This is a genomic window from Cohaesibacter celericrescens, from assembly GCF_002866925.1.
In the GTDB taxonomy this organism is placed as follows: Bacteria; Pseudomonadota; Alphaproteobacteria; order Rhizobiales; family Cohaesibacteraceae; genus Cohaesibacter; species Cohaesibacter celericrescens.
Genome location: NZ_PKUQ01000012.1, coordinates 43,981 through 67,191, shown reverse-complemented (window position 1 = coordinate 67,191; position 23,211 = coordinate 43,981). Strand labels below are relative to the sequence as shown.

The window sequence follows — 23,211 nt, the reverse complement described above, 5'->3', positions numbered from 1 at the left end:
TGAGGAGCACTGAACGCACTGCAAATCTAGATAAGACTGTCGGCACAAGCAAGCATCAAGCGGCAGGGTGTACGAGTAATCCCGCGCAATTGGTCACTGCGCTAAAGGACGTGGCTCTGACCTCTGCTAAGGGGCTCGCCCAATGATCAAAGAAAGAGTGGATTTCCGAACGCAAGTGAGGGGGAAAGCAAGGGCCCTAAACCATTTCACCCGTTGGACACCTATATTTATCAACTGCTAGATGATTTTTCTGACTTCGCTAAGGAAACTGGCAACGCCATTGCGCAAGGTTTCGCCACTTTGCGCCAATTCACTGGAGGCGCCAAAGACGTCACTCGCTGCCAAAGCGGTCTCGCTGACCGTTTCACTGACCGAACCAATGTTTTGGTTGACTTCAGCGGTGCCTATAGAGGCCTGTTCGATGCTACGCGCAATTTCGGATGTCGCTGCGCTCTGTTCCTCGACCGCTGCGGCAATCGCAGTCGCGATCGTGTTGACGTTGCTGACGGTCTCTTCAATGCCCGAAATAGACGTCACTGCCTTGTTGCTGGCACTTTGAATTTCGGTAATATGGGTGCTGATTTCTTCGGTCGCTTTTGCCGTTTGGCCTGCAAGTGCTTTGACTTCAGCGGCAACGATAGCAAAGCCTTTACCCGCTTCACCTGCGCGAGCCGCTTCGATCGTCGCATTCAGTGCCAAAAGATTGGTTTGGTCAGCAATGTCACTGATCAGCGCCAAAACTTCTCCGATCCTTTGGGAGGCCGTCGAAAGGCCTGCAATGTCTTGATTGGTTTTTTGGACCTCTTGAACCGCGTTGCTTGTCTGTTGTGCTGAGCTCGTGACCTGTTGATTGATCTCGATAATGGAATTGGTCATCTCTTCGGTGGCTGCCGCAACTGATCCCACGTTAGCCGCGGCTTGTTCTGATGCTTGACGCACGATGGTCGCCTGATTGCTGGAAGAATTTGTCATTTCCTGCATCGATTTGGCTGAGGCTTCCAATTGGGTCGCAGCCGATGCCACCAGTTCAATGACGCCTTGCATCTGATGCTCAAAGGTCTGCACTACCTTGGAAAAACCGTTGACCCGATCTTCCATTGTTTGCATGGCATTATTGACCGAACGACTGGCCTCTGCAAAGCCGCCATTCATGCCTTTTTCCGAGATTCTGCGGAAGTATTTATTCGAAACGACATAACGCAACGAGGCGCTCGATTCGCGGACATAAGCGTCTGAACGATCGATCAAGTCATTGATTGCGTGCAGCATTCTGCCAGCATCACCGGTCTCGGTGATATGTGTTATACGGGCTTCAAAATCACCTTGGGCGGCGGCTTCACAAACATGAATGGCTTTTTGGACAGCAGTTTTATTTTGATTGTTAAACATGGCGAGGGCTTTCAAAGGACTTATTCATGCGTATCGTATCGAATGATTTGTTTGGTGAAGCCTAAAGTCGGGCGATAAACTCGTCATATCGCATGCCTTGGGACTGCAGGGTATCATCGAGCAGCTGGCGAGAGGCTTGCATACCGGTTTTTCGATTGGTGTGTGATCGCTCGGTATCATTCAATTTTTGATAAAGTGGCAAAATGCTCTTCTCGAGTATGTCGCGATCCGGCACACGCCTATTTGAATGATAGCCAATGATCGAGCCCGTTTTGTCACGGCTTGGTGTCACGTGGGCGTTGACCCAATAATGGTCGCCATTTTTACATCGATTGACAACATAGGCAAAAATCTCATGACCGTTTTGAACCGTCTCCCAGAGAATGTCGAAAACGCAGCGGGGCATCTCGGGGTGACGGATCACGCTGTGGGGCTGTCCAAGGATTTCTTTTTCAGAATATCCCGAGATTTTCAAAAAGACCTGATTACAATATGTGATGTGGCCTTTTAAATTGGTTTTCGAGACAATGAGTTCATTCTCTTTGAAAAACTGTTCTTTGCCGGTCAGGGAAGTGTCGCGCGCCATAATGCCATATTCCATATGGAAATTGTTGTCGTTGATCTGCTCTCAAAAATTTATTTGTCTTACAATAAGGCGGCGGGGGTTAAGGAAGAATTTAATAGAAACCATATAGGTATTTGTAATTAATGAGTAATTGAATAAGAATGCGTCCTCGAATCTGGCTGATGGCAGAATATATAATCATATCAATTGCCATGGTGTTGGCGTATCTGAGAAGAGTGATTGGTTGCTTGGTTTTCTCTATATGTTGCAATAAGTGCAATTATGCTGAGGATGAATGAAAAACAGAAAATTGGGCCCTCGGCATTAAAAACCCGGCCCCACATATGTGAGACCGGGTTTGAAATCTGGAAGGGCGCTGTTTGGCTGCTCTCAGAATTCCACAACTGCGCGGATGGATTTGCCTGCATGCATCAACTCAAACCCTTCGTTGATGTTGTCCAGAGTGAGCTTGTGCGTGATCATTGAATCAATTTCGATTTTGCCGTCCATATACCAATCGACAAATTTCGGCACGTCAGTGCGTCCCTTTGCACCACCAAAGGCTGTGCCTTTCCAGACGCGCCCTGTCACCAGCTGGAAGGGACGGGTGGAAATCTCCGCCCCGGCAGGTGCCACGCCGATGACCACAGAGACACCCCAGCCACGGTGCGAACATTCCAGCGCGTCACGCATGACCTTGACGTTGCCTGTAGCATCAAACGAATAGTCAACGCCGCCTATCTGGTCTATTTCGGTTTTGGTCAGGGCTACAATGGCGTCGACAACAGAGCCGTCAATTTTGGAAGGATTGATGAAATGGGTCATACCGAACTTTCGTGCCATTTCCTCTTTGCCATCATTCAAATCGACACCGATGATCATGTCAGCACCGGCCATGCGCAGGCCCTGAATGACATTGAGGCCAATACCGCCAAGACCAAACACCGCCGCAGTCGAGCCGATTTCCACGCCTGCGGTGTTGATGACCGAGCCAATGCCGGTGGTCACGCCACAACCGATATAGCAAATCTTGTCAAACGGCGCGTCCTCTCGCACTTTGGCCAATGCGATTTCAGGCATAACCGTATGGTTGGCAAAAGTTGAGCAGCCCATATAGTGATAGATGGGGGTGCCATCGAGCATGGAAAAACGGGTTGTGCCATCGGGCAACAGGCCCTGACCCTGTGTGTTGCGGATTGCCGTGCACATGTTGGTTTTGCCTGATAGACACGAATAACACTCACGGCATTCTGGTGTGTAGAGCGGAATGACATGATCGCCCGGCTTGAGTGTGGTGACACCTTCGCCCACTTCAATCACAACACCGGCACCCTCATGACCCAGAATACAAGGAAAAATCCCTTCAGGGTCGGCACCCGAGAGCGTAAATTCATCGGTGTGGCAAATGCCTGTTGCCTTGATTTCGATTAGAACCTCTCCGGCCTTCGGGCCTTCCAGTTCCACTTCCATAACTTCGAGCGGTTTTCCCGCCGCAATGGCAACAGCAGCACGTGTACGCATGTATCAATCTCCAATGTTTGGTTTTTCTGACCCTGATCTAAAGAGGCACCCTACGTCAACAGATGCGACCAAATGAGGAGCAATAAGCCCTTGATGTCAGTATTATTATCAACAAGAATGGCATGCTCTCGTGCCTCCTTGCGGCTTGGGATTAGGTGACTTGTGATCTGTAAATAATAGATCCGGTCTTTTGAGGGTGATATAATGAAGCTGCTTTGTGTTATCGGTATGTCGAGCATTTGACTGCTTTTCGTCGAAACCAAGCATGCATTATAGACCTATTGCATGAGTTGAGTGTTAGAGCTGCGGAGGCACAATGCCCACTTTATTGGATATCGCAAACGAAGTCGGAGTGTCGAGTAAAACAGTGTCTCTGACTTTGCGCGGGAAAAAGTGTGCTAGCGAAGAGACGACCCTGCAAATTCTAAAAGTGGCTGAGCGAACCGGGTATGTGCCTCGTCGGTCGGCACAGATGAGCCTGGGCAAGGGCACTCCGCTTATTGGTTTTTTTGCGGACAGGGAAACCATGTTTCCCCATTCCTTTGACCTGTTGCGTGGCGCTCAAGCCGCGGCCTCGGAATTGGGCTGTCTCTTGTTGATCGGTTCGTTGGATGATGCCGAGAAAAACCGCAGCGATATTTGGCAAATGTTTCGTGATAGTCACACAGCAGGCGTTGTTTATGCCAGCCTTTTTCATCAAGAGGTCGATCGGATTTCCTCTGATGTTAAGAATGTTGTATATGCGAACTGTTTTGCCCAAGGCTGCACAGACAGGGCAATTCTGCCGGACGATGAGGCCGGTGGGTATGAGCAGGCCGCCTATTTGGTCAAGCTGGGGCATACTCGGATTGGTGTAATCTCGTTGCCCGAGCGCGCACCGGCAACCAACCTGCGTCTGACAGGTGCCAATCGTGCACTTTCGGCCCACGGTATGGCCTTGGATCCGGATCTGTGTTGTGCTGGAGTTGAAGGATATCTGCCTGAGGGGGAGACCTATGTGGCCTATGAAAGCGCCAAAACCCTTTTGGACAGGCCAGATCGCCCCACCGCCATTATTTGCGGCAATGACCGCATTGCTTTGATGGTAATGAGTGCTGCTGCCCATATGGGACTGCGTGTGCCTGAAGACTTGTCTGTTATCGGTTTTGATGACTTTCAGGCAATTTCCGAGGTGGTCCGACCACGATTAACGACGGTCGGGTTGCCCTATTTTGAAATGGGCAAACGAGCGATTATAGCCGTAATGAGCCACGCATCCACTCCGGAGTTATTCAATCCAGAGCCTTGCTTGCTCATAGAACGCGATTCTTGTGCCCCCCTCGGTTAAGTGAAGTCTCGCGAGAAATAAAAAAAGCCGACGCACTTGTTGATTGCGTCGGCCTATCTGAAGGGGTAGGAGGGGACCCTTCTAGCTGTCTTAGGTGGAATCTACGGGTAGGTTGCTTAGGTTATTCGGTTTGAGCGAAGCGAAGTCTTAGCAATAAACTTTGTGGATGATGTCTTGCCAGGTTTGATGACAAGCAACAATGTCCTTTGCATCGAGATCTGGCACGCGCAATGAGCGCCCTTCATTATGGCTAGGGAGCTCTGAGATATCGGCATAAACTCCGGCTCCCAGCCCTGCCATGTAGGCCGCGCCCAAAGCAGAAATATCCTCAAAATCGATCGTTTGTACCGAACAGCCAAGCAAGTCTGCCAACGATTGCATAACAAATTGATTCTTGGTCATGCCGCCGTCCGCGTTCAACATGCCGAGTTCTACGCCACTCGCTTCTTTCATGGCATTGATGACGTCTTTGATTTGGAACGCCACGGATTCAAGTGCGGCACGCGCGATATGATTCTTTGTAGAGCCAAAAGTCAGGCCCGCAATCATCGCTTTTGCATCCATCTTCCAATAGGGCGCACCAAGTCCGGAAAAGGCTGGAATGAAATAAACGCCGCCATTGTTAGGCACAGCTCGCGCCATTGCCTCAGTTTGGGCCGCATCAGAAACCAAGGCAGCTTGGTCGCGTAGCCATTGGATGGTGGCTCCGCAAGAAACAATAATGCCTTCAAGTGCATAATCTACGCGACCCTCGATCGCCCAGCATATGGTTGAAACCATACCATTTTGCGGCTTCGCAGGGGTGTCGCCTGTATTCATAAGGATCGAAGAACCCGTGCCCAGCGTTGCTTTTGCTTGTCCACTTTGATGACAACCTTCACCGAATGCGGCCGCATGGGAATCTCCGATCAAACCGGTGATCGGGATGGGTTGATCCAATAGTCCGCCGATATCGGTTTCACCAACATTGCAAGAGGATGGATTAAGGCTGGGCAAGTTGAGCTTTGATAGGCCCATTTGTTCCAGCAAGTCTTTATCCCAACACAAATCCTTGAGATTGAAGAATAAAGTGCGGCATGCATTGGTCACATCGGTGGCGTAGCTTTTACCACCAGTGAGGCGATAGACCAGCCACGTGTCGATGGTTCCAAAATAGGCCTCGCCAGCCTCTATCCTGGCAGCGATGTCCGCATTGTTTTCCTTCAGCCAGATAACCTTGCTGCCGGAAAAATAGGGGTCGACAATCAGGCCCGTTTTGCGCCGAATATCGGCTTCCAAATTGGTTCCCTTTAGACGCTCGCACACCTGGGATGAGCGTTTGCATTGCCAAACCACAGCATTGTTCAGCGGTTTTCCCTCACTGTCCCAGAGCACAAAGGTTTCGCGCTGGTTGGAAATACCACAGGCCGAGATCTGGGGCGTTGAGCCAAACACCTCAAAACAATCCCGAACCGCATCGATGACGTTGTTGTAGATGTCATCGGGGTCTTGCTCTACAAATCCGGCCTGCGGGAAAATCGATGCCAGTGCAACGCTGCCCTTTGCCTGCGGCTGCCCATCGCGATCAAACAGGATTGCTTTGGTGCCGCTGGTTCCTTGGTCAATGGAGAGGATGAGACCGGTCATGCCATTATCCTAGTGTCTTAAGTGTTTCTGTGATGCCTTTGGCATCGATCTTATAATAGGCACGGATCGCATCGCGTGGACCGGTTTTGGAAAACTGCCCTTCTGGGAAACCGAGCCGTGTAAGCTTCAGCCCAAGCTGTTCTTCGGCGATCACTTCCGCGGTGAGGCTGCCCAATGCGCCATGCACCGAATGCTCTTCAACGCTTAATACTTGCTTGTAGCGTTTGAGAATATCGACATAGGCTTCTTTATCAAGCGGACGAATGCTCGAAAGGCTGACCACACCAACCGACAGACCTGTTTCGGCAGCAGCTTTTGCGGCATCCACCGCTTCATGGGCGACAGATCCTAATGCCACAATAAGAATATCGCTGCCCTCAATCAGCAAGTCGGGCTTACCTACTTCAAACACATAGTCTGGGCTGTGCAAATGGGGAAAGGCAGCCGAATCGAGGCGGATATAGACCGGCCCTTCATGGGCATAGGCATAATCAAAGATCTGGGCGGCCTCAATGGCATCGGTAGGGGCAAAAATCTGGATATTGCCAAAGCCGCGCAGCACCGAAATATCATCAATCGCATGATGGGTGGCGCCAAGCGCACCATACGCGACACCTGCATTCAGCCCGACCAGCTTGACATTGGTATTGGAGTAACAAATGTCATTTTTGATCTGCTCGTTGGAGCGGGCGATTAAAAACGGCGCTGCATTGGCGGTGACAGCAACATGTCCACCCAGTGACAAACCAGCAGCAATACCAACCAGACTTTGCTCGGCAATACCGACATTGACCACACGTTCGGGGTTGGCGCTTTGGAACGGAGCGATTTTGGCGGTGCTGGTTGAATCACTAACCACTGTCACCAGATTGACGCCGTGAGCAACTGCGCGATGAAAGGATTCAATCATCACCTCGCGCAAATCTTGTTTTACAACAGTCATGGAATTCATGCCTCCAGCTCCGCGATCGCAAGCGCCACTTCATCGCCTTTGGGCACGCGGTGATGCCAAGCGGGGCGGTCTTCAATAAAGGAAATGCCGGCACCTTTGGTGGTGTTGGCGATAACCACATGAGGGCAACCACAGGTGAAGTCCAAGCCTTCCAGTGTCGAAACGACGCTTCCCATGTCGTTGCCTTGGGTTTCTTGAACGTCAAACCCGAAAGCGCGCCATTTATCGGCCAGTGGCTCAAGCCCGATGATGTTTTCGGTCCGGTCGGCAAGCTGCAAACGGTTGCGGTCAACGATGACAACCAAATTGTCCAGACAATATTGTTGAGCGCTAAGAGCAGCTTCCCAGTTGGAGCCTTCTTGCAGTTCGCCGTCTCCAGTCAAAACATAGACCCGGAAGTCTTTTTGCTGTCTTTTCGCGCTAAGAGCCATGCCAACAGACACGGGTACTCCGTGCCCCAGAGCGCCAGTGTTCAGCTCAATGCAAGGTGTTTTCTGGCGTACCGGGTGGCCGGGGCATCGGGTTTCAAAGCCCAGATATGTGGTGAGGTCTTCATCCTCCAGATAGCCAGCCTCGGCCAACGTGCAATAATATCCGCCAACCCCATGCCCTTTTGAAAGGATGAAGCGGTCCCGATCAGGATTGGTTCTGGTGGGGTCTATTTGCCTGAGAATGCGAAAGTAGAGCGCAACCAAAATGTCTGTTTCGGATAGGTCTCCACCTGTATGGCCCTGACCTGCTGCGCTGTTCATGCGAATAATCCGTTTTCGAACTTCGCGTGCTTTTTGTTCTAACTCGGAGATGTCCATAAGAGAATCCGTCTTTGTGAAACGACCTGTTGGCAGGCTATCAATGAAAACGAAAGTAATCAATAAGAAACACAAGAAAACGAAAATTGATACCGTATTATTTTCGAATTGTTGGAGCTATTGTGTATATTTTATGGGTTTTTGGCAAAAAAAGTTTCGAATATTTTTGATAATTCTTGACCGTTTTCGAAAAGTGTGTCTAACGTGGCTCTAGAAGCAAAATGAAAGTAAATCTAGTTTTCATAGGTAGAGGAGACGTCAAGTCATGAAAACATTTGCAAAGTCGGTCCTGGCGGCCGGTGTGGCACTTTCTGTGGTTCTGGGAGGAGCCTTGAGTGCATCTGCGGCTGAGAAGCTGATCGTTGTCATCACACCATCCCATGACAACCCATTCTTTAAATCCGAAGCAGTCGGAGCAGAAGCCAAAGCCAAAGAGTTGGGTTATGAAACCTTGTCTTTGGTGCATGATGATGATGCCAACAAACAAAGCGAACTGTTTGACACCGCCATCGCACGTGGCGCATCAGCCATTATTCTGGATAACGCTGGTGCAGACGCCACCGTTGCTGCGGTTAAAAAAGCCAAAGCGGCTGGCATCCCTTCTTTCTTGATTGACCGCGAAATCAACGAAACCGGCGTTGCTGTTTCTCAGATCGTGTCCAATAACTATCAGGGCGCAAAACTGGGCGGTGAAGAGTTTGTCGCGCTAATGGGTGAAAAAGGCAATTTTGTTGAGCTGGTTGGCCGTGAATCCGACACCAACGCCGGTATCCGTTCGCAAGGTTACCACGATGTGATTGACCAATATCCAGACCTGAAAATGGTTGCGCGTCAGTCCGCCAACTGGAGTCAGCCAGAAGCTTTCGAAAAAATGGAAACCATTCTTCAGGCTCATCCAGACATCAAAGGCGTGATTTCTGGTAATGACACAATGGCGATGGGTGCTTATGCAGCTCTTAAAGCTGCTGGCAAAGGCGACGTGATTGTTGTCGGTTTTGACGGTTCAAACGATGTGCGTGACTCCATCACTTCCGGTGGAATCAAAGCAACCGTTCTGCAGCCAGCCTACCGTATTGCCCAGATCGCTGTTGAGCAGGCTGACAAATACCTCAAAACTGGTAGCACCGGTGTTGCTGAAAAACAGTTGATGGATTGTGTTCTTATCAATTCAGACAATGCTGCAAAACTCGAAACCTTTGCTCTGAGCGAATAATGAGAGCCAAAGTCTAGACCAGAATCTAGATAACACTTCTAGAGGGCGGGGCCCCCATTGCCCCGTCTTTTTATAAGGTTGAGTTTGGAAGGCACCGGGATGAACAACCAGACAGCTCTCCGTCATGCAGCTACTCTGACTGCAGCTATCGGAATCGCGCTCTCACTGAGCGCATGTAAGATTGTCAAAAACGAACCACCACGCAAAAAAGCAGAGGGCGAGTTGGAGATCTTTTTCTCTGACGACAAATTCAATCCAGACAAAATTGTTGCAGACATGTGGAGCGACAAGCTCCTGCCGTTCGCGGATAGTGCAGCCAATGACCTGGGTGAAGTTGTTGGCGCCTACAAAAGTAACGCTGCTGAAGCTGGCAAGAAATACGGCCATCGCGAAAAAGAAGAAGGCAGCCCCTGGAACTTTATAGTCAAAGGCACTGCAAAGATCGTCGAAGTTAACACCAAGTCGCGCGCATCGACTTTGGGCCTCGATCTGCCTCCCTACGATGGCACCAAAGACATGTTACTTCAAATTGGTCCGGTTCTTAAGGGCTCATCAATTCGCGACAGCCTCGATTTCCTGAAATTTGATGACTTTACCAATCAGCTTGAATATGCCCGCATTTCCAACGCCATAAACAAGCGGGTGAATGCCGATGTGCTTTCCGGTTTGGATCGCGAAGCGCTGGACGGCAAAGAAGTGAGCTTCACCGGCATGTTCACCGATGACGGTGCCAGCAAGCCCGTGCTTGTCACACCCGTTCGCCTGACAGTGGGCGATGGAGGCTGATATGACCAAGGAAGATGACGTCATTCTCCGCACAGAAGGCATCAGTATGGTGTTTCCGGGCACCAAGGCGCTCGATGATGTGGATTACAAGGTCTATCGTGGCAAGGTGAATGTATTGGTCGGCGAAAATGGTGCCGGCAAATCCACCTTGATGAAAGTGCTTGCAGGGGTTCAAAAACAATCCCAAGGCAAGATCTTTTTGGCATCGGGTGAAGAAGTGAGTTTTAACTCCACCCGTGATGCTGAAGACAAGGGCATTGGTATCATTTTCCAAGAGTTGAACCTGTTTCCCAACCTCTCAGTTGCTGAAAACATGTTTATGGCGCAGGAAATCACCAAGCCCGGCATGAAGATCGATCATGCGGAGCAAATAGCGCGCGCAGCAAAAATGATGACGCGTTTGGAACAGACCATCGATCCTAAAGCCGAAGTTGCCGATTTACGCATCGGCCTGCAACAGATTGTCGAAATCGCCAAAGCCCTGACCAAGGATGTCAATGTCTTGATCATGGACGAGCCGACTTCGGCATTGTCGTCTGCAGAGGTAGAAATTCTGTTCCGCATCATCGAAGAGCTCAAAGCGCGAGATGTGTCTATAATTTACATTTCCCATCGCCTCGAAGAACTTGTGCGCATTGGTGACTATATTTCCATCCTGCGCGATGGAAAAATGGCCGCCGAAGCGGCGGTCAAAGACATTGATGTGCCTTGGATCATCGACAAAATGGTTGGTGGTGTCAAAAAGACCGTCGAGCTGAATGATCTGGTGGATTATGGCGATGAAGTCATAAAAATTGAGGGTCTGACTTTACCCAGACAAGGCGGTGGATACACCGTGGACCATGTTGATCTTTCTGTACGTGCCGGCGAAATCGTTGGTGTTTATGGCTTGATGGGGGCAGGGCGCTCGGAAATGTTCGACTGTCTGATGGGGCTCTATCCAGAAAGCACGGGGAATGTGTGGTTGGATGGCGAAGCAATCTCTGGTGATGTGGGCGATCGCATTCGGCATGGGCTGGCGTTGATACCCGAGGATAGACAGCGTGAAGGCTTGGTGCAGATCCTTTCTGTGGCGGAAAATATGACCATGTCGAGCCTGTGGAAGTTCCTCAAGGCCAAATTTGTCATCAATGAAGGTGCAGAAAAAGAAGCCATTCAAACCAAAATCGGTGAAATGTCGATCAAGGTGGCTTCTCCGGACAATGAAGTCAGTTCATTGAGCGGAGGCAACCAGCAAAAGGTTGTCATCGGTAAGGCTCTTCTGACATCGCCCAAGGTCCTGCTTATGGATGAACCAACGCGGGGCATCGATGTCGGTGCCAAGGCTGAAGTCTTCCAGATCATGACCGATCTCGCCGCCAAAGGCCTCGCAATCATCTTTGTCAGCTCGGATCTGGATGAAATTAAATCCATGTCTGACCGTATTATTGTCATGTCCAACGGACAGGTCACAGGACGGTTCGAACGCAATGATGCTGCTGAAGAAGCACTCGTCGCTGCCTCCGCTATTGGCCATCGTGCCTCTGAACAAAGCAACAGAGTTTAAAAGGGGGATTCCAATGGTTTCCGTCGCATCTACCCCAGAAGTCAAAAAGCAATCCTCTCTCCCAATCGGCATGCTTTTGCTCAAATTGAGAACTTTCATCGCACTGATTGTCGTAATTGCCTTCTTTGCGGTCCTTGTGCCCAATTTCCTATCGGTCGCCAACCTGATGATCATGTCCAAGCACGTGGCCATCAACGCCTTTCTGGCCGTGGGCATGACTTTCGTTATCATTACAGGCGGTATTGATCTATCCGTCGGCTCCATCGTTGGACTTGCTGGCATGGTTGCCGGTGCCTTGATCCTGCATGGTTTGCCGCTCGACTTTCTCGGATACACGCTTTATTTTAACATTCCAGAAATCGTCATCATCACCCTCTTTTTGGGCGTTGTTATCGGGTCTGTGAACGGTTTTTTGATAACCAGGCTGAATGTCGCCCCCTTCATCGCGACTTTGGGTATGCTGTATGTAGCTCGTGGTATGGCTTTGTTGTCTTCAGGCGGTAAAACCTTCCCCAATCTGGAGGGCACTCCCGAATTGGGGAATACCGGCTTTCCATGGTTGGGTGCTGGCAGCATTGCGGGCATTCCGGTGTCGATTGTTGTGCTCACCTTCCTTGCTCTTGGTGCTGCATATCTGTCGCGCCATACCCCACTTGGGCGGCATATTTACGCGGTTGGTGGCAACGAAGTTGCTGCGCGCCTGTCGGGAATTAAAGTCAATCGCACCAAAATGTTTGTCTATATGTTCTCCGGCTTTTGTGCAGCGATTGCCGGTTTGATCGTAGCCTCGCAATTGGTCGCATCTCATCCCGCGACAGGTAACATGTTCGAGCTGAACGCCATTGCCGCTGCCGTCTTGGGTGGCACATCCATGGCAGGTGGCCGTGGCCGGATTGGCGGCACCATCATCGGTGCTTTTGTGATCGGTATCCTGTCTGATGGACTTGTCATGATGGGTGTGAGCTCCTTCTGGCAAATGGTCATTAAAGGCGTGGTGATCGTCGGCGCTGTTGTTATCGACCAAATTCAACGCGACTTGCAGCGTAAAGCTGCCTTGCAGCAAAATCAGGAACAGTAAGGGGCCCGCTATGAGGACCACAGAAAAACGGACAACACTAGGACTGGTTGTTGGCACACGCAATATCTTCAATGGCGAAATGGCCATTGATGCCCGCAAGCAGCTCATGAAATTGATGGATGAACTGGGCTTTGGCTCAGTTATACTCCCGCTCGATGCCACTCCTTTTGGCGCGGTTGAAACCCGCGCTGATGCCTTCAAATATGCCAAACTGTTCAAGGAACAGCGTGAAGAAATTGACGGTATAGTTGTTATTTTGCCAAACTTTGGCGATGAAATCGGCATTGTCGAAACCATCCATGGTGCCGGTCTCAACGTGCCTGTCCTCGTGCAGGCCTGCAATGACGATGTCGAAAAAGTTGATGTTCGCAGCCGCCGCGATGCGTTTTGTGGCAAGATTTCAGTCACCAACAATTTCTACCAATATGGCATTCCGTTCACTGACACCACGTCGCACACCAGCGATATCGATGGGCAGGAATTTAAACATGACCTGCAGAATTTTGCTGCCACCTGCCGCACTGTTCGCGGCCTGTCCAATGCTCGCATTGGTTCGATAGGGGCTCGTACCGGCGCATTCCAGACCGTTCGATACAGTGAGAAGCTGCTGCAAGCCAGCGGCATCACTGTGGTCACTTGTGACTTGTCGGAAATGATTTTCGGAGCACAACGTCTTAAAGACGACGATGCGGCGGTTCAGCAAAGGCTCGAAGAATTGCAGGACTACGGCAAAATTGCCCCGTGCATTGCCAAAGAAAAGGTCCTTCGACAAGCCAAGTTTACCACGGTCGTGAACCGTTGGATGGAAGAAAATGAATGCGACGCAAGCGCTATTCAGTGCTGGACATCCATTCAGGATAATTATGGTTGCGCCACATGCGCAACTATGTCGATGATGGGCGAAGACCTGATGCCGAGTGCATGTGAAGTGGATGTTGCTGGTGCCATTTCCATGTATGCATTGACGCTCGCCGCCGGTACACCATCGGGGCTGCTGGATTGGAATAACAATTACGCCAGTGATCCGGACAAATGCGTCTGCACTCATTGCTCCAATTATCCAAAGAGCTTTATGGGAAGCGAAGTCGAAATCGGCAATTTGGATGTTTTGGGCACTGTTCTTGAAGAAGATTCATGCTTTGGTGCCATCAAAGGAAAAGTTGCTCCGGGCCCAATGACCTACTTCCGCCTGTCTACCGATGATGCCAAAGGCACAATTCGTACCTATGTCGGCAAAGGAGAATTCACCGATGACCCATTTGGTATGGACGGGGGTATTGCAGTTTGCCATGTAACTAAGCTACGTAAGCTGCTGAAACACATTTGCGCAAATGGATTCGAGCATCATGTTGCTATGGTGCGCGGTGATGTTGCAAATGTCGTCGATGAAGCCATTTCAAAATACTTGAAATGGGATTTGTATCATCATGGCTTGGATGAATAGGAAGCATGAAACAAGATAAGAAGCCTCTGCTCGGCGAAACTCGGCGCAAAAAAATCCTCGATCTTTTGATGGAAGAAGGCAGTGCGCGTGTCGCCAAATTGAGCGAGATGTTTCATGTTTCTGAACCAACCATACGACAGGATTTGGAGAAACTAGAAGCAGAAGGCCATATCGTTCGCGAGCATGGCGGTGCTTTCTCCAAATCCATGCCGAAACAGGTTCAACAGCTGGCCTTGCATCATCTTGACCACTTGGACAAGAAAGAAGCCATTGGGCGCAAAGCTGCTGAACTGATCGAGGATGGTGATACCATCATCCTCGATGCCGGCTCAACAACAACCATGATAGCCAATCACTTGGGCGAAAAGCGCCGGCTAAAAGTGATGACCAATGCGTTGAATATTGTGTTTATCATGGGACAGGAGCCATCCCATTCAATTCATGTCACCGGCGGTGAATTCAAAGCACCAACCCTATCGCTCTCTGGCGAAAAGGCGGGGGCTTTCTTTGAGAATATGTTTGCCCAGAAACTGTTCTTGGCCGTGGGAGGGCTTTCCTTTGAGGCTGGCCTAACCTATCCGGGCTTTAATGATTTGCATGTCAAATCTGCGATGATCAATTCTGCAGCCCATATCTATCTGGTCGCTGACTCCAGCAAACTCGGCGAAGTGTCCTTCGCGTCCTTGGGCGGGATTGAGCTTGTCCATAGCCTGATCATCGATTCCGGTCTGTCAGACGCCGATAAAAAGCGTTTCGAAGACCGTGGCATCGAAGTCATCATTGCAGACTGATCCGCAATTGCTTTAATCTGGTATCAAAATGCCACCTTTGTGCAAGCACAAGGGCAGCTGCCGCCTGACTATGCGGACAGCAGATTTGGCATCCACATGTGTCTGGGCGGGGAAGTGCGATGAAAAATGTAGCAATGATCGGTTTGGGCATCATGGGTGTGCCTATGGCACGCAACCTTGCAAAGGCTGGCATGGCCCTGTCTGTCTGGAACCGTTCTCCAGACAAAGCACAAACACTGGTCGATGAGGGCGCAACACTTTGCCCCGATCTGGTGTCCTTGGCGTCAGGGGTGAGCCACATCGTCATTATGGTTTATGGCCCCGAGGCTCTGTTGGCGATAGCGGAAAAACTGGCCAAATCTGATTTAACTGGCAAGACCATCATCAACACCAGCACGGTCTCCCCACAAGCCACCTTAGCCGCAAATGCCTATATCGAGACAGCGGGCGGGGTCTTTCTGGATGCCCCGGTTTCTGGTTCCGTGGGGCCAGCAACCGCAGGTGAGCTGGTGTTCATGGTCGGTGGCGACAAAGGCTCGATGGAGGAAGCTACAGATCTGTTTGATGCAATGGGCAAAAAGACCGTGCATTGCGGTCCAGTTGGATCTGGCACCCGCATGAAGCTGGCCATACAGATGTTGCTCGGTAATGTGCTGGGGGGATTGTCTGAGGCCATGGTCTTTGCCAATGCGGCAGGGCTTGATTTGTATGATTTTATGGCGGTCGCCAACAATGGCGCCATAGCCTGCCCGATGGTGGCAGCCAAAGGCGGCGCCATCGCCGATCAGGATTTTACTCCCGTCTCACCCATGCATCAATTGGGCAAAGATGTTGGCCTTGCGATTGATGAGGCCAATGCAAAGGGCCTCACATTGCCCCAGTCGTCAGACCTATTGGCATTGCTCACCGCCGCGATGCAAAGCGGATTTATCGAACAAGATGTCTGCGCCATCTATAGTCATTTGCAAGCAAGCCAGTAGAAGCACAGCAATAAGCCCGACCAGAGATGGATCGGGCTTTGTCGGTGATGGACCTCAGTCCATTTGGCCTCTGTTGTGCGGCGCAGAAAAATCAATATCCGGCCCCAACGGTACAATGCGTGTCGGGTTGATGGTGTCGTGGCTGGCGTAATAATGGTTCTTGATGTGCGCCATATTGACGGTTTTCGCAACACCGGGCTGCTGATACAGATCACGCACATAGTGAGACAGGTTAGAGTAGGATCCAATGGTGCGAATATTGCACTTGAAATGCCCCACATAGACCGGATCAAACCGAATGAGCGTGGTGAACAATCGCCAGTCCGCTTCGGTCGCGCCATAGTCGAGCAGGTAGCGAGAGGATGACAGCTTTTCTTCTAACCAATCCAGTGTCTCGAACAATGGCACCACGGCCTCTTCATAAGCTGCTTGTGTGGTTGCAAATCCGCCCTTGTAAACCCCGTTGTTGACCGTGTGATACACGCGTTCATTGATGGCGTTGATTTCTTCTCTGTGCTCGGCAGGGTAATAGTCACCAGCCTTGGCCCCCAAGCCATTGAACGCTGTGTTGAACATGCGAATGATCTCAGAGGATTCGTTGGACACGATGGTACCGGTCTTTTTGTCCCACAATACCGGAACGGTGACCCGCCCTGTGTAGTCTGCATCGGCCTTGGTGTAGATCTGATGCATAAAGTCTGCGCCAAACAGTGGGTCGGGGATAACGCCTTCTTCTGGGGTGAAGGTCCAGCCATCCTGCGCCATATAGGAGTTGACCACCGACACAGTGATAAATTTCTCCAGCCCTTTCAGCGCGCGAAAAATCAACGTGCGATGGGCCCAAGGGCAAGCATAGGACACGTAGAGATGATAGCGGCCCGGCTCGGCCTTGAAACCGCCTGATCCGCTGGGGCCCGCAGAACCATCAGCCGTTATCCAGCTGCGAAAGGCGGCATCTTTGCGAACAAAGCGTCCGCCTGATGATTTGGTGTCATACCATTGGTCTTGCCATTGGCCGTCAACGAGTAGTCCCATTTGAATATCCTTCCAACAGCTCGATCAAAGAGGGAAGGGGGCACCATGCCCCTTCCAAGAGATTGAAATCGAGAAAAAACGCTTCAGTGCGCTGGTTTGATAAAGGTGCCGTTGCGCAGCTCTTTAATGGCCTGCTGAATTTCGGCCTTGGTGTTCATCACGATCGGACCATGCCAAGCCACAGGCTCTTGCAAGGGAGCGCCGGAAACCAGCAAGAAACGCACCCCTTCGGGTCCAGCCACCACTTCGACTTCATCTCCGGTGCCAAAATTGACCAGCGTACGATTGCCGGACATGTCGCGAATATTCACTTCTTCGCCGCCGACTTCTTTTTCCAGCAACACACCCCATGGTTTTGAGGAATTGTCGAAGCTACCAGCCCCTTCAAAGACATAGGCAAAAGCATTGCGATAGGTGTCGATCTGGAAGCGTTTGCGCACACCGGCGGGCACAAAAATATCCAGATACAATGGGTCAGCCGCGATGCCATCCACGGGGCCCTTTTTGCCCCAAAACTCACCAATGACGACTTTTACGCTAGTACCATCGTCATCGATGATCTGTGGAATTTCCTTGCCCTGTACATCCTGATAGCGCGGAGCGGTCATTTTCAGGCTGGCGGGCAGATTGGCCCACAGCTGAAAACCGTGCATCTGGCCCTGTTTGTTTCCTTTGGGCATTTCCTGATGCATGATGCCGGATCCCGCTGTCATCCATTGCACATCCCCCGCGCCCAGCGTGCCATGGTTTCCCAAACTGTCCCCATGTTCCACGGTGCCATTCAGCACATAGGTGATGGTCTCGATGCCGCGATGGGGATGCCAAGGAAACCCCTGTAAGAAGTCTTGTGGATTTTCATTGCGAAAGTCATCAAACAACAAATAGGGATCTGCCATGGCCGGATCGTGAAATCCAAACGCGCGGTGCAGCTTAACGCCAGCGCCTTCCATCGTGGGTACGGCCTGACTGGTGGAAACGACGGGTCTGATAGACATGTGATCTCTCCATTTTGTCGCAGTGGTCTAGGCTGCGGGCAACGCTGTGCGTTGTGACTGTTGGAGCAATCGCTTCCAGCCAAGTTGGTCTGGCGGACAGCGGCTCGTTTCTTCATGGTAACATAAGTAATTCAACGTGGCCGGATAGGAAGAGATACCCCACTCATGCGCCATATGAGTGGTGACTCATGATTCATCAACTTTGGTCATAAATGCAGGAAGGGGGTCGCCTGCCACTGCAATCCTCACTATTGTCGGCTGGAACCCAGACGATAAGGAATCTGAAATACAATGTCCTCGTTTATTGCTGACAACGCCTGCTTTGCTCCGCTGTTTGAAGACACCCAAATCTCTCGGCTTTTTAGTGCGGAGAAAACCATTGAGCATTGTCTGGCCTTTGAAATGGCTCTGACCGAGGCTTTGGGAGATCATGGTCTGGTGACAAAGGACGTTGCCGAGCAGGCCCTCGATAAAATGGCAGATTTCAGTCCTGCTGCTGAAGCCTTGGGGCAGGGAAGCTTGGCCGATGGTGTGCCGGTTCCCGAATTTGTGCGTTTGCTAAAGAAGCATGTCGGTGCCGAGCTTATGCCGGCTGTGCATATGGGCGCCACCAGTCAGGATTTACTCGATACTGCCTTGGTGCTCACCTTGCGCGATGTCAGCGCGATTTTGGTCGAACGCATGGGCATTTTGGCCGAAAAAATATTGATGCGCTATGAAGAGTTTGGCAGCAAACCGATGATGGGCCGAACGCGCATGCAGGCTGCCTTGCCCATTATGGTGGCTGACCGGATTTACACCTGGCTTACGCCACTGGTCAATCATATCGAAGATTTGGGGCCGCTGCGCACAAAAGTCGAGCAATTGCAGTTCGGTGGCGCCGTCGGAACCCGTCATGCCTTGGGTGACAAAGCCAATGATGTCGCAGAGCAAATAGCAGACAGATTTGGCCTCGAAAACCCGATCAAAGCGTGGCACACAATGCGCAGCCCTGTGGTGGCCTATGGTGACTTTCTCTCACAAATCACCGGTAGTCTGGGCAAAATGGGCATGGATATTTGCCTGATGGCTCAGCAAGGTGTTGAAGAGATCCAGCTCAGTGGCAGTGGCTCCAGTTCGGCCATGCCTCATAAACAAAATCCGGTTCTGGCCGAAACGCTGGTGTCCTTTGCCCGTTTTAATGCTGTGCAGGTGTCTGGCCTCCATCATGCGATGGTGCATGAACAGGAGCGTTCGGGTATGGCGTGGACGTTGGAATGGATGATCCTGTCGTTGATGGTGGAAACAACCGGCAAAGCCCTGCTGCATGCCGATGCCCTGATCGACCAGATTGAAACCATCGGCATAGGCAATGGCTGAGTGTGTAAAGCCTGACGATCAAACCATCTTTTGGCTTCATCATCAGGCTTTATTCAGACGGGAAGAATGGTCTGTATCAGATGTCGAAAAACACGGTCTCGTTATCGCCCTGTAAGCAGATATCAAAGCGATAGACGATTTGCCCATCGCGCACTTGGCGCTTGGCTATCAAGGTTTGACGCCGTTTTTCCCATTCGACGATGTTGATCACTGGATCGGACGCATTGGCTGTCTCTTCATCCGAGAAATACAGCCGCGTGTTGAGACCAATATTGATGCCGCGTGCAACAATCCAGAGATTGATATGCGGTGCCATCATTCTGCCATCGCGTCCCATCACAGCGCCTGGTTTGATGGTGTCAAAACCCCATTCACCAGTGTCAAAATCGGTGATCACGCGGCCCCAGCCACGAAACCCTTCTTCCACTTCGCCTGCATGCTCGGGGTGCGCATAAACGCCGGCGCTGTTGGCCTGCCATGCTTCCAGCATGACGTCTTTCACAGGCGATCCGATGCCGTCAATCACCAACCCCTCAACGCGAATGCGCTCGCCCTTGGCGTTTGGTCCGGCAATGTCCCAACCCAGTTCCTTTTCATAGATATCAAATCCAGCAGCCCCTGGAGCAAGACCAATATGAACGTAAGGGCCTGCCGTCTGGGATGCAGTTTCTCTCAAATAGGGCAATTCCTGAGCCATGATCTAGTTCCCTTCCAACCGGTTCTCAAACAAAGTAGAGCGTCGTCCACGTAAGATGATGTCGAATTTGTAGGCGATGGAATCCAGTGGAATGGTGGCATTCATATCTACCAGCGCGATGAGCTGTTCAACGGCATCAGCGTCCGGAATGCTGTTGAGGATCGGACATGTTTTGATCAGTGGGTCGCCTTCAAAATACATCTGGGTAATCAGGCGTTGTGCAAAGGCTGTCCCAAACACAGAAAGATGAATATGCGCCGGACGCCAATTGTTCACCCAGTTGCGCCACGGATAGGCTCCGGGTTTGACCGTGCGGAAGTAATAATAGCCATTCTCATCGGTCAATGTGCGACCACAGCCACCAAAATTGGGATCAATCGGGGCCAGATAGGTATCTTTCTTGTGGCGATAGCGGCCACCGGCATTGGCTTGCCAGATTTCAACCAGTGTCTTGGGAACAGGATTGCCATTTTCATCCAGCACGCGACCGTGAACAATGATCCGCTCACCGATCGCACACGCGCCATTGGAGGCATAATTGTGGATCAGGTCTTTGTCCATCGGGTCGATGTCATTATGCCCAAAGGTCGGACCTGTGATCTCGGAGGCCGAGTTCTGAAGACTTATCAGCGCATAATTAGGTGAGCGTGCGACGCTGGTTTTATAGTCCTTGGTGTAAGCAGGCGGGTGCATTGAACGATCCCGCTGATAAAATTCGCCAGGTTTCATAACTTTTCCTCCCAAACTGTCTTACTTGTTCGCCGTTTCAGTTTCCATCTCGACAAAAGTCTGCTTGGCCAATTTGATGGCATGATTGGCGCGCGGTACTCCCGCATAAATCGCCACATGCAAGAAGGCCTCTAGAACATCGTCTTTTGTGGCGCCGGTGTTTGCGGTGGCACGAATATGCATCGGGATTTCCTCAAAATTGCCCATCGCTGCCAGTATCGCCAAGGTCAGCATTGAACGATCCCGCATCGACACCCGATCTGACGCCCATACGGTGCCCCATGCCCCCTCGGTGATGAGTGTTTGGAACGGCTCGTCAAATGCCTCTTTGTTGGCCTCTACACGATCAACATGGTTGTCGCCCAAGACAGTGCGGCGGGTTGCCATTCCTTTTTCAAAGCGACTAGACATGATTTATTTCCTCGAAAAATGGGATCAACAAGTCTGCGTAGGTCTGGGGGGCTTCCACACAGGGTAAATGTCCGACGCCAGCAATTGTTTCAAAGTGGGCGTTGGGTAGTCGGTCAATAGTGGCACGCACCAATTCTGGGCTGCTGGCTCCGTCAAGCGCGCCTGCAATCCCGAGTGTCGGCTGGGTAATATCTGGCAGGTTGCTCGTCAGATCAGTGTCAGCAATGGCCGCGCAACAGCCCCAATAGCCCTCTTGCGGCACGCGGGTCAGCATGTTGCGCCATGCTTCCAGCTCATCGGTTCGGTGGAAAGGCGGTGAGAACCAGCGCTCCAATATGGGGCCGGCCATCTCCGACAATGCGCCATCCTGAACCATTCCAATACGTTGTTGCCACATGGCAGCATCGCCCATTTTTGCGGCTGTGTTGGACAGAACCAATGCCTTGATCAGGTCAGGCCGCTTGGTCGCCAGTCCTTGGCCGATCAAGCCGCCTATCGACAGGCCGATAAACACCACACCAGTTAGCCCCAGATGGTCCATCAGGTCTTCAGCGTCACAGATCAGATCGTCCATGCTGTAGGGCGCGGGCGGGCAAGAGGACAAGCCATGGCCTCGCTTGTCAAAGCGGATAAGGCGCAGGGATTGGGGCAACAGCGGTATAATTTTGTCCCACAGGCGCAAATCTGTCCCCAGTGAGTTGGCAAACACCACGGGCTTGCCGCTTGGATTGCCATCTTCGCGCCAATGGAGGCGAGCCTTTGATAAGTTTGCAATATTCATCAGTAGGGGAGCCCAACATAATTTTGCGCCAGAGCGCTCTGGGCTTCATTGTTGCTTTGCAAAAAGGCAAGCTCTGCTGACTGCATCTTGAGATCAAAGGCATTCTGCTCTGGGAACCGGTGCAGCAAGGACGTCATCCACCACGAGAACCGCTCCGCTTTCCAGACGCGCGCCAAGGCCCGCTCGGAATAGCGGTCGATGCCCTCGTTGTTATTGTCGTGAATGGCTTGCACCAGACCATGATAAAGATAGTGAATGTCGGAAGCGGCGGTGTTGAGGCCTTTGGCGCCGGTTGGCGGCACGATATGGGCGGCGTCGCCACACAAAAACAATCTGCCCCAGCGCATTGGTTCTGTCACAAAGGACCTCAGCGGCGCGATTGATTTTTCAATCGACGGACCTGTGACCAACTTATCCGCATAGTCGCTTGGAATGCGTCGCTTCAGTTCGTCCCAGAACAGCTGATCTGACCAATCATCGGGACGATCGGACAGCGAGCATTGGATGTAATAACGGCTCAGATTGTCGTTGCGCATCGAACACAGCGCAAAGCCTCGTTCGGAACTGGAATAGATCAGTTCATGATGCACGGGCGGCGTCTCAGACAAAATGCCGAGCCAACCGAACGGATAGACTTTCTCATACTCTTTGCGCACCGTCAGAGGGATGGTCTGGCGGCTGACCCCATGAAAACCATCGCAACCGGCCACATAGTCGCAATCAATGCGCTGTGCGATGCCATCTTTCTGGAAGGTGACATAAGGCCTGTCGCTTTTGGCATCGTTGATTTCGACATGCTCAACTTCATAAATGATCTCGCCATCCGCCGCTTCGCGCGCATCATAGAGGTCGCGCGTCAGTTCGGTTTGGCCATACACCACCACTGGGGTGCCAGTATGCTTGGTGAAATCAATACGGAATTGCTCGTCTCCGCAGGCGATGACCGTGCCGTCATGCACATAGCTTTCCCTGTCCATGCGTTCGGAAACACCCGCCTTGCGCATGAGCTTTACCATTCCCTGTTCCAGAATTCCGGCACGAATACGGCCCAAAACATAGGAGCGGGTTTTTCGTTCCAGCACGATGGTATCAATGCCCTTGCGGTCAAGCAGCTGAGCCAAGAGCAGGCCAGACGGTCCTCCACCAATAATCAACACTTGGGTGCGCATGCCATGTC

Annotated in this window: 22 protein-coding genes; 9 read left to right on the top strand and 13 right to left on the bottom strand. The window is 51.4% G+C overall.

Annotated elements, in window-relative coordinates:
• Positions 1-237: 237 nt before the first annotated feature.
• The 3 genes from C0081_RS23665 to C0081_RS06875 form a co-directional block, all read right to left on the bottom strand.
• Positions 238-1,389, bottom strand: coding sequence for a methyl-accepting chemotaxis protein (locus C0081_RS23665; RefSeq protein ID WP_101533080.1), 1,152 nt, complete (start codon positions 1,387-1,389; stop codon positions 238-240).
• Between the two features lie 61 nt (positions 1,390-1,450).
• The gene (locus tag C0081_RS06880; protein ID WP_101533103.1) at positions 1,451-1,975 is read right to left on the bottom strand and encodes a PAS domain-containing protein; all 525 of its coding nucleotides are present in this window, start codon (positions 1,973-1,975) and stop codon (positions 1,451-1,453) included.
• Positions 1,976-2,344: 369 nt separating this feature from the next.
• Positions 2,345-3,475, bottom strand: coding sequence for an S-(hydroxymethyl)glutathione dehydrogenase/class III alcohol dehydrogenase (locus C0081_RS06875; protein ID WP_101533079.1), 1,131 nt, complete (start codon positions 3,473-3,475; stop codon positions 2,345-2,347).
• A gap of 316 nt (positions 3,476-3,791) precedes the next feature.
• Between C0081_RS06875 and C0081_RS06870 the strand changes: the two genes are divergently transcribed.
• The gene (locus C0081_RS06870; protein ID WP_101533078.1) at positions 3,792-4,802 is read left to right on the top strand and encodes a LacI family DNA-binding transcriptional regulator; all 1,011 of its coding nucleotides are present in this window, start codon (positions 3,792-3,794) and stop codon (positions 4,800-4,802) included.
• Positions 4,803-4,949: 147 nt separating this feature from the next.
• Here the strand turns inward: C0081_RS06870 and C0081_RS06865 are convergent, their stop codons facing one another.
• From C0081_RS06865 to C0081_RS06855, 3 genes are read right to left on the bottom strand one after another with little or no spacing between them, the layout of a single operon-like run.
• Positions 4,950-6,428: an FGGY family carbohydrate kinase gene (locus C0081_RS06865; protein WP_101533077.1), complete on the bottom strand. Its 1,479-nt coding sequence runs from the start codon at positions 6,426-6,428 to the stop codon at positions 4,950-4,952.
• Positions 6,429-6,432: 4 nt separating this feature from the next.
• Positions 6,433-7,371: a transketolase family protein gene (locus tag C0081_RS06860; RefSeq protein ID WP_210200421.1), complete on the bottom strand. Its 939-nt coding sequence runs from the start codon at positions 7,369-7,371 to the stop codon at positions 6,433-6,435.
• 5 nt (positions 7,372-7,376) lie between these two features.
• Entirely contained in the window at positions 7,377-8,189 is an 813-nt protein-coding gene (locus tag C0081_RS06855; protein ID WP_101533075.1) for a transketolase, read from the bottom strand.
• Between the two features lie 265 nt (positions 8,190-8,454).
• On the opposite strand from C0081_RS06855, the gene C0081_RS06850 reads away from it, so the two are divergent.
• The 7 genes from C0081_RS06850 (at position 8,455) to C0081_RS06820 (ending at position 16,027) form a co-directional block, all read left to right on the top strand.
• The gene (locus C0081_RS06850) at positions 8,455-9,402 is read left to right on the top strand and encodes a D-ribose ABC transporter substrate-binding protein (protein ID WP_101533074.1); all 948 of its coding nucleotides are present in this window, start codon (positions 8,455-8,457) and stop codon (positions 9,400-9,402) included.
• A gap of 99 nt (positions 9,403-9,501) precedes the next feature.
• Positions 9,502-10,188, top strand: coding sequence for a DUF2291 family protein (locus tag C0081_RS06845; RefSeq protein WP_101533073.1), 687 nt, complete (start codon positions 9,502-9,504; stop codon positions 10,186-10,188).
• 1 nt (position 10,189) lies between these two features.
• Positions 10,190-11,734, top strand: a complete 1,545-nt coding sequence (locus C0081_RS06840) for a sugar ABC transporter ATP-binding protein (RefSeq protein WP_101533072.1) — start codon at positions 10,190-10,192, stop codon at positions 11,732-11,734.
• A 70-nt stretch (positions 11,735-11,804) separates the two neighbouring features.
• On the top strand, positions 11,805-12,812 hold the full coding sequence (locus C0081_RS06835) for an ABC transporter permease (RefSeq protein ID WP_245417874.1): 1,008 nt from the start codon (positions 11,805-11,807) through the stop codon (positions 12,810-12,812).
• A 10-nt stretch (positions 12,813-12,822) separates the two neighbouring features.
• The gene (locus C0081_RS06830) at positions 12,823-14,256 is read left to right on the top strand and encodes an L-fucose/L-arabinose isomerase family protein (protein ID WP_101533070.1); all 1,434 of its coding nucleotides are present in this window, start codon (positions 12,823-12,825) and stop codon (positions 14,254-14,256) included.
• 5 nt (positions 14,257-14,261) lie between these two features.
• Complete coding sequence (locus C0081_RS06825) at positions 14,262-15,047, top strand: DeoR/GlpR family DNA-binding transcription regulator (RefSeq protein WP_210200420.1); 786 nt, start codon at positions 14,262-14,264, stop codon at positions 15,045-15,047.
• A gap of 119 nt (positions 15,048-15,166) precedes the next feature.
• Entirely contained in the window at positions 15,167-16,027 is an 861-nt protein-coding gene (locus C0081_RS06820) for an NAD(P)-dependent oxidoreductase (protein WP_101533069.1), read from the top strand.
• Between the two features lie 54 nt (positions 16,028-16,081).
• Here C0081_RS06820 and C0081_RS06815 read toward each other — a convergent pair whose 3' ends face one another.
• Together C0081_RS06815 and C0081_RS06810 are read right to left on the bottom strand one after the other, a co-directional pair.
• A complete protein-coding gene (locus tag C0081_RS06815) occupies positions 16,082-17,062 on the bottom strand; it encodes a glutathione S-transferase family protein (protein WP_101533068.1) in 981 nt (326 codons plus the stop codon).
• An 83-nt stretch (positions 17,063-17,145) separates the two neighbouring features.
• Positions 17,146-18,057, bottom strand: coding sequence for a pirin family protein (locus C0081_RS06810; RefSeq protein ID WP_101533067.1), 912 nt, complete (start codon positions 18,055-18,057; stop codon positions 17,146-17,148).
• Between the two features lie 291 nt (positions 18,058-18,348).
• Here C0081_RS06810 and C0081_RS06805 point away from each other — a divergent pair, with 291 nt between their 5' ends.
• Positions 18,349-19,416, top strand: a complete 1,068-nt coding sequence (locus C0081_RS06805; protein WP_101533066.1) for a 3-carboxy-cis,cis-muconate cycloisomerase — start codon at positions 18,349-18,351, stop codon at positions 19,414-19,416.
• A 76-nt stretch (positions 19,417-19,492) separates the two neighbouring features.
• On the opposite strand, the gene pcaG is transcribed toward C0081_RS06805, so the two are convergent.
• The 5 genes from pcaG to pobA are packed head-to-tail and all read right to left on the bottom strand — an operon-like array spanning position 19,493 to position 23,203.
• On the bottom strand, positions 19,493-20,113 hold the full coding sequence (gene pcaG, locus C0081_RS06800) for a protocatechuate 3,4-dioxygenase subunit alpha (protein ID WP_101533065.1): 621 nt from the start codon (positions 20,111-20,113) through the stop codon (positions 19,493-19,495).
• A gap of 3 nt (positions 20,114-20,116) precedes the next feature.
• On the bottom strand, positions 20,117-20,842 hold the full coding sequence (gene pcaH, locus C0081_RS06795) for a protocatechuate 3,4-dioxygenase subunit beta (protein ID WP_101533064.1): 726 nt from the start codon (positions 20,840-20,842) through the stop codon (positions 20,117-20,119).
• A 21-nt stretch (positions 20,843-20,863) separates the two neighbouring features.
• Positions 20,864-21,253 (bottom strand): 4-carboxymuconolactone decarboxylase, encoded by a 390-nt coding sequence (gene pcaC, locus C0081_RS06790; RefSeq protein WP_101533063.1) that lies wholly within the window; start codon positions 21,251-21,253, stop codon positions 20,864-20,866.
• On the bottom strand, positions 21,246-22,034 hold the full coding sequence (gene pcaD, locus C0081_RS06785) for a 3-oxoadipate enol-lactonase (protein WP_101533062.1): 789 nt from the start codon (positions 22,032-22,034) through the stop codon (positions 21,246-21,248). The genes pcaC and pcaD overlap by 8 nt, the downstream gene beginning before the upstream one ends.
• Entirely contained in the window at positions 22,034-23,203 is a 1,170-nt protein-coding gene (gene pobA / locus C0081_RS06780; RefSeq protein WP_101533061.1) for a 4-hydroxybenzoate 3-monooxygenase, read from the bottom strand. Before pobA ends, pcaD begins: the two co-directional genes overlap by 1 nt.
• Positions 23,204-23,211 lie beyond the last annotated feature (8 nt).

What these genes read in the sequence shown, in the direction of transcription:
- pobA (WP_101533061.1), bottom strand. Translation starts at nt 23,203, where the DNA reads ATGCGCACCCAAGTGTTGATTATTGGTGGAGGACCGTCTGGCCTGCTC.
- C0081_RS06820 (WP_101533069.1), top strand. Translation starts at nt 15,167, where the DNA reads ATGAAAAATGTAGCAATGATCGGTTTGGGCATCATGGGTGTGCCTATG.
- C0081_RS06815 (WP_101533068.1), bottom strand. Translation starts at nt 17,062, where the DNA reads ATGGGACTACTCGTTGACGGCCAATGGCAAGACCAATGGTATGACACC.
- pcaH (WP_101533064.1), bottom strand. Translation starts at nt 20,842, where the DNA reads ATGAAACCTGGCGAATTTTATCAGCGGGATCGTTCAATGCACCCGCCT.
- C0081_RS06810 (WP_101533067.1), bottom strand. Translation starts at nt 18,057, where the DNA reads ATGTCTATCAGACCCGTCGTTTCCACCAGTCAGGCCGTACCCACGATG.
- C0081_RS06840 (WP_101533072.1), top strand. Translation starts at nt 10,190, where the DNA reads ATGACCAAGGAAGATGACGTCATTCTCCGCACAGAAGGCATCAGTATG.
- C0081_RS06865 (WP_101533077.1), bottom strand. Translation starts at nt 6,428, where the DNA reads ATGACCGGTCTCATCCTCTCCATTGACCAAGGAACCAGCGGCACCAAA.
- C0081_RS06870 (WP_101533078.1), top strand. Translation starts at nt 3,792, where the DNA reads ATGCCCACTTTATTGGATATCGCAAACGAAGTCGGAGTGTCGAGTAAA.
- C0081_RS23665 (WP_101533080.1), bottom strand. Translation starts at nt 1,389, where the DNA reads ATGTTTAACAATCAAAATAAAACTGCTGTCCAAAAAGCCATTCATGTT.
- C0081_RS06875 (WP_101533079.1), bottom strand. Translation starts at nt 3,475, where the DNA reads ATGCGTACACGTGCTGCTGTTGCCATTGCGGCGGGAAAACCGCTCGAA.
- C0081_RS06850 (WP_101533074.1), top strand. Translation starts at nt 8,455, where the DNA reads ATGAAAACATTTGCAAAGTCGGTCCTGGCGGCCGGTGTGGCACTTTCT.
- C0081_RS06830 (WP_101533070.1), top strand. Translation starts at nt 12,823, where the DNA reads ATGAGGACCACAGAAAAACGGACAACACTAGGACTGGTTGTTGGCACA.
- C0081_RS06835 (WP_245417874.1), top strand. Translation starts at nt 11,805, where the DNA reads ATGCTTTTGCTCAAATTGAGAACTTTCATCGCACTGATTGTCGTAATT.
- C0081_RS06860 (WP_210200421.1), bottom strand. Translation starts at nt 7,371, where the DNA reads ATGACTGTTGTAAAACAAGATTTGCGCGAGGTGATGATTGAATCCTTT.
- C0081_RS06845 (WP_101533073.1), top strand. Translation starts at nt 9,502, where the DNA reads ATGAACAACCAGACAGCTCTCCGTCATGCAGCTACTCTGACTGCAGCT.
- C0081_RS06880 (WP_101533103.1), bottom strand. Translation starts at nt 1,975, where the DNA reads ATGGCGCGCGACACTTCCCTGACCGGCAAAGAACAGTTTTTCAAAGAG.
- pcaD (WP_101533062.1), bottom strand. Translation starts at nt 22,034, where the DNA reads ATGAATATTGCAAACTTATCAAAGGCTCGCCTCCATTGGCGCGAAGAT.
- C0081_RS06825 (WP_210200420.1), top strand. Translation starts at nt 14,262, where the DNA reads ATGAAACAAGATAAGAAGCCTCTGCTCGGCGAAACTCGGCGCAAAAAA.
- C0081_RS06805 (WP_101533066.1), top strand. Translation starts at nt 18,349, where the DNA reads ATGTCCTCGTTTATTGCTGACAACGCCTGCTTTGCTCCGCTGTTTGAA.
- C0081_RS06855 (WP_101533075.1), bottom strand. Translation starts at nt 8,189, where the DNA reads ATGGACATCTCCGAGTTAGAACAAAAAGCACGCGAAGTTCGAAAACGG.
- pcaC (WP_101533063.1), bottom strand. Translation starts at nt 21,253, where the DNA reads ATGTCTAGTCGCTTTGAAAAAGGAATGGCAACCCGCCGCACTGTCTTG.
- pcaG (WP_101533065.1), bottom strand. Translation starts at nt 20,113, where the DNA reads ATGGCTCAGGAATTGCCCTATTTGAGAGAAACTGCATCCCAGACGGCA.